This is a genomic window from Bacillus sp. 7_6_55CFAA_CT2, from assembly GCF_000238655.1.
GTDB lineage: Bacteria > Bacillota > Bacilli > Bacillales > Bacillaceae_G > Bacillus_A > Bacillus_A cereus.
In genome coordinates this window covers 1,256,713-1,261,627 of record NZ_JH414709.1, presented here as the reverse complement: position 1 = coordinate 1,261,627, position 4,915 = coordinate 1,256,713, and the positions used below count along the sequence as shown (strand labels likewise).

The window sequence follows — 4,915 nt, the reverse complement described above, 5'->3', positions numbered from 1 at the left end:
GAACATGAATGCAAATGAAGTCATTGCCAATCGTGCTCTTGAATTATTAGGAATGGAAAAGGGAGACTATCATTATATTAGTCCAAATAGTCATGTAAATATGGCCCAATCAACAAATGATGCATTCCCAACGGCGATTCATATCGCAACGTTAAATGCATTAGAAGGCTTATTACAAACGATGGGTTATATGCATGATGTATTTGAATTAAAAGCAGAACAGTTTGACCATGTTATTAAAATGGGTCGTACACATTTACAAGATGCTGTGCCAATTCGCCTTGGACAAGAGTTTAAAGCATACTCACGTGTACTTGAACGTGATATGAAACGAATTCAACAATCGCGTCAACATTTATATGAAGTAAATATGGGGGCAACTGCAGTTGGTACAGGCTTAAATGCAGATCCAGAATATATTGAAGCAGTTGTAAAACATTTAGCTGCAATTAGTGAATTACCGCTTGTTGGTGCAGAAGATTTAGTAGATGCGACGCAAAATACGGATGCTTATACTGAAGTATCTGCAGCGCTTAAAGTATGTATGATGAATATGTCTAAAATTGCGAATGACCTTCGCTTAATGGCATCAGGTCCGCGTGTTGGTTTAGCGGAAATTATGTTACCAGCTCGTCAACCAGGTTCATCTATTATGCCAGGGAAAGTAAACCCTGTTATGCCAGAAGTAATTAATCAAATTGCGTTCCAAGTAATTGGTAATGACCATACAATTTGCCTTGCTTCAGAAGCAGGACAATTAGAATTAAACGTTATGGAACCAGTACTTGTTTTCAACTTACTTCAATCGATTAGCATTATGAATAACGGTTTCCGTGCCTTTACAGATAATTGCTTAAAAGGAATTGAAGCGAATGAAGATCGCTTAAAAGAGTATGTTGAGAAAAGTGTAGGAATTATTACAGCCGTGAACCCTCATATCGGTTATGAAGCAGCAGCTCGCGTTGCGAAAGAAGCAATTGCAACAGGCCAATCCGTTCGAGAACTTTGTGTGAAAAATGGTGTATTGTCACAAGAAGACCTAGAGTTAATTCTAGATCCATTCGAAATGACACACCCAGGGATTGCAGGAGCAATTCTTTTAAAGAAAAATTAAAAGAAGAGGGGGGACAAGTCCCTCCTCTTTGTTTACAATATATGGATGTTATACGTGAATAGAGGTAGGGAGATTATAAGTAAGTATACAGTGGCGTTTAATGGTTCATAGAAACAACATTAAGAGGAGTAGAAATATGATCAACACCACTTTTAAATAAAGAGGATTTATTAAAATATCCTATCATGTTAACAACAAGTTTACATGAATCTTTATAAAGCATTATGACCAACCATGAATAAATAGTTGGCCATAATGACCTTAAAGATCCATATCTTTTAATCCAGGACTATGCTCATTTGGCATTTCAGGAAGTTCTGGTACAGGAAAACCTTTTGGCGGGTCAGTTACTGCTAATGTTCCTTTGTTTCTACTTGGTGATTCACCTTGGAATATTTCTCCCATTCTTGTTGGATCTAAACTAAAATTAAATTGTGCGTTATGGAATCCCATGTCTACATACTTTCTGCACTCTGGGTATTTATTAATATCATAGTTGGGCACAGGGAAGAGTTTCCCCCATTCAACACCCAATGTCTCTAAAGCTTTTGCGAAAGCATTTTGATGTGCATTATCACGTACAATTAAAAATGCAAGTGTTTCTCTAAAAGTTTGATTGGAACTCATTTCATAAATTCTAGTTTTTTGAAGTACACCTGTAGATTCGAGTACTACGTTATCTAATAAATCGCTAATTAAGTTTCCATGACTATATACCCAAGAGCCATTCCATGGGTTGCCAGCTGCATCAACAGGCAATGAACTTTGAGCACCTACAATAAAGTGGTGAGGATTTGCATGTTTAACTGCTTCATCAAGTGGTGCTGTGTCAATACCAGCATTTCCTGGCGTAGGTTCACCAGATCCAGTTAATAGTTGATTAATTGTATGTTGTACAAGTTCTACATGGCTTATTTCCTCTAAAAAAACACCTCGAAGTAAATCACGATATTGCTTCTCTTTACCTCTAAAATTTGAGCTTTGGAAGAAGTATTGCATCATTGTACGCATTTCGCCATAATGCCCGCCTAATATTTCTTGTAAAACTTTTGCAGCAGCTGGGTCTGGTTTATCCGGCTTAATCATATTAATTATTTCTTCTTTATAATAAAACATGAAGGACACCTCTTTTTAAGTTAGTTAACATTGTTATCGTGTCCGCTAGTTGGTTACTTAATACTTAAATTCATTTTTTTACCAATAAATCGTTACCTTAAAATGCAAAGTCTTTTGAAATAACTCTTTTCAATGTGAGATGAAAGTGAGGGAATAGCTACTTAGCATGTAATAAAAAAAGATAAGATTATGGAGTGCAATCTTACCTTTTTATAAAGAATAACAAATTGTATCTTCAAGGTTTCAAAATGACTTTTATACAATCATCTTCACGATTATTAAAAATTTGATAACCGTAGCTTGCTTCTTCAAGGGGGATTTTGTGTGTAATAATTTCCTTTGGATCGAATTCTTTGTTTATTATTTTTTCAAATAGTTCTGGCATAAAATGAATAACAGGTGCTTGTCCCATTTTAAGATTAATATTTCTAACCCAAAATGCCCCGAGTGGGAATGCATTATAATTGCCACCATAAACACCAGTCATTTGAACCGTTCCATATTTTCTTACGGCTTTCGTAGCAATTTGAATAGGGCCGAGAGTTCCACCTTGTAATTTCAATTTTTGTTCTAGAAATTCTAGTGGTGATTTTTTTCCATCCATGCCTACGCAATCAATGACTACATCGGCGCCGCCATGTGTGATTTCCTTTAAATGTTCTCCCATATCAGGGAACTTTGTAAACTCAAATACCTCAACGTTATTAATCTTTTTTGCATAATTCATCCGATAATCTAAGTAATCGACTGCAATTACACGTTTAGCGCCTTGCATCCAAGCAAATTTTTGTGTCATTAATCCAACAGGTCCACAACCAAGGACGATAACAGTATCACCTGGCTTAACGCCTGCATTTATTACACTCCAATAGGCTGTAGGTAAAACATCTGATAAAAATAGTAGGGATTCATCTTCAAGCTCGCATGATTCCGGTATAACAAATGGAGTAAAATTTCCAAATGGAACTTTTAAATATTCTGCTTGTCCGCCTGGATGATTACCAAATTTCTCCGTATAACCAAAGTATCCACCAGAATCGTAATGAGGGTTTGAGTTATCACATTGACTTTCCATTTCATGTTGGCAATAGAAACAATGTCCACAAGAAACGTTGAAGGGGATGACAACACGATCGCCTTTTTTCACTTTAGTGACATCTGGCCCGACTTCTTCAACGATTCCCATTGGTTCATGGCCGATAATGTATCCTTGAGGTAAGGGCATGTTACCTTGATATAAATGTAAATCAGAACCGCAAATAGCGGTTGAAGTAATCCTTACAATAATATCATCTTTTTTCTCTAACTTTGCATCATCAACTTGTTTAACTTGTACTTGATTTGGTCCTTGATAGGTTACAGCTTTCATCTCATATCTCCTTTTGAATTATGTCTCAAAACATAATTTTATTTAATCTCTTGTTGAAATAGAAATCTTTCTTTTATTTACTAAAGGGAATTAGGAAGTATACATAGTGTTGTTATGAAAGTATGTTATATCAGTTATTCTTTCTTATATGTTTTGCCCTACTTTAAGAAAAAAATCAATTTTTATTCATAAACTAATTTCCATAAAAAGGATAATTATTTTTTCATAATTTGTAACATATTAAAAACATCGGAGGTGAAATAATATGGCAAACAATAATAGTGGAAATCGTAATGAATTGTTAGTTCGAGGCGCTGAACAGGCTCTTGATCAAATGAAATATGAAATTGCACAAGAGTTTGGTGTACAACTTGGTGCAGATACAACAGCTCGTGCAAACGGATCTGTTGGTGGTGAAATTACAAAACGTTTAGTAGCAATGGCTGAACAACAACTTGGTGGTAGAGCTAATCGCTAAGTGAATTAGTGTAAAATATAGCAGATATGTAAATCAATTTCTTTTGTGTATTCATAAAAATAAAAAACCTTATATTAAACAGATTCTCACTCAAAGATTATTGATAATCTTCTTTCATAATCTTTGAGTATTTAATTTGTAAACGACTTTCCTAAACAATAAACACGCAGTGTTGGAAAGGTGTTTTCCATGCATAGTAGAAAATCTTTTGCAGGAAAAAGTATACTTAAAAATTTCATTTCAATATTGAAATCAATATTTATTATGATATTTTCGAAAGGTAGGAATTTAAAAATGGGTATATTAAGTGGAAATCCTCAAAATGAACCGTTACATTACGGTGAAGTATTTGACATTTGGAGCTATCTTCTTGCTGCACAGGGGGCAATTGCAAGTCATCAAGTATTTATGAATCATACAGGTGATGAAGATTTGAAGAAGTTTTTAGAAGGCTTAATTGAAAATGATATGAATTCGGAAATAGAAGAATTAAAAGCTCTTTTAAAGATTAATGGTGTAGCATTACCGCCTGCTCCTCCAGAACGACCAGTTGCATCTATTGAAGATATTCCTCCGGGAGCGCGTATTAATGATGTTGAAATTGCTGCTGCTGTTTCTGCAGGGCTAGCAGCTGGACTTGTGACATGTAGTCAAGTGATGGGAAAATGCCTTCGCGAAGATGTAGGGATGTTATTTGGCCAATTTCATATGAAAAAAGCGCAGGCAGGTGTAACTTTGCTACGTTTAAGTAAGAAAAAAGGATGGGTAGTTCCACCTCCGTTACATGTAAGAAATTCAGATCAAGCTTAATAAACAAAAATAAAAAAGTGGCATTGGC

The 4,915-nt window shown here is 35.2% G+C and carries 5 protein-coding genes; 3 read left to right on the top strand and 2 right to left on the bottom strand.

Annotation, left to right across the window (positions count from 1 at the left end):
* Positions 1–1,114, top strand: a 1,114-nt coding sequence (locus HMPREF1014_RS15515; RefSeq protein ID WP_009327131.1) for an aspartate ammonia-lyase, incomplete at its 5' end; no start/stop codon positions are given.
* A 261-nt stretch (positions 1,115–1,375) separates the two neighbouring features.
* On the opposite strand, the gene HMPREF1014_RS15510 is transcribed toward HMPREF1014_RS15515, so the two are convergent.
* A complete protein-coding gene (locus tag HMPREF1014_RS15510; RefSeq protein ID WP_000500341.1) occupies positions 1,376–2,230 on the bottom strand; it encodes a manganese catalase family protein in 855 nt (284 codons plus the stop codon).
* A 235-nt stretch (positions 2,231–2,465) separates the two neighbouring features.
* A complete protein-coding gene (locus tag HMPREF1014_RS15505; RefSeq protein ID WP_000649091.1) occupies positions 2,466–3,599 on the bottom strand; it encodes a zinc-dependent alcohol dehydrogenase in 1,134 nt (377 codons plus the stop codon).
* Between the two features lie 265 nt (positions 3,600–3,864).
* Between HMPREF1014_RS15505 and sasP the strand changes: the two genes are divergently transcribed.
* Together sasP and HMPREF1014_RS15495 are read left to right on the top strand one after the other, a co-directional pair.
* Complete coding sequence (gene sasP / locus HMPREF1014_RS15500; RefSeq protein WP_000002832.1) at positions 3,865–4,077, top strand: small acid-soluble spore protein, SasP family; 213 nt, start codon at positions 3,865–3,867, stop codon at positions 4,075–4,077.
* 294 nt (positions 4,078–4,371) lie between these two features.
* Positions 4,372–4,887 carry a DUF3231 family protein gene (locus tag HMPREF1014_RS15495; protein ID WP_002101091.1) on the top strand — a complete coding sequence of 172 codons (516 nt, stop codon included), beginning with the start codon at positions 4,372–4,374 and terminating at the stop codon, positions 4,885–4,887.
* The last annotated feature ends 28 nt before the right edge of the window (positions 4,888–4,915 follow it).

Bases quoted from the DNA above. Each gene is read 5' to 3' on its own strand.
- HMPREF1014_RS15510 (WP_000500341.1), bottom strand. From the start codon at position 2,230: ATGTTTTATTATAAAGAAGAAATAATTAATATGATTAAGCCGGATAAA.
- HMPREF1014_RS15505 (WP_000649091.1), bottom strand. From the start codon at position 3,599: ATGAAAGCTGTAACCTATCAAGGACCAAATCAAGTACAAGTTAAACAA.
- sasP (WP_000002832.1), top strand. From the start codon at position 3,865: ATGGCAAACAATAATAGTGGAAATCGTAATGAATTGTTAGTTCGAGGC.
- HMPREF1014_RS15495 (WP_002101091.1), top strand. From the start codon at position 4,372: ATGGGTATATTAAGTGGAAATCCTCAAAATGAACCGTTACATTACGGT.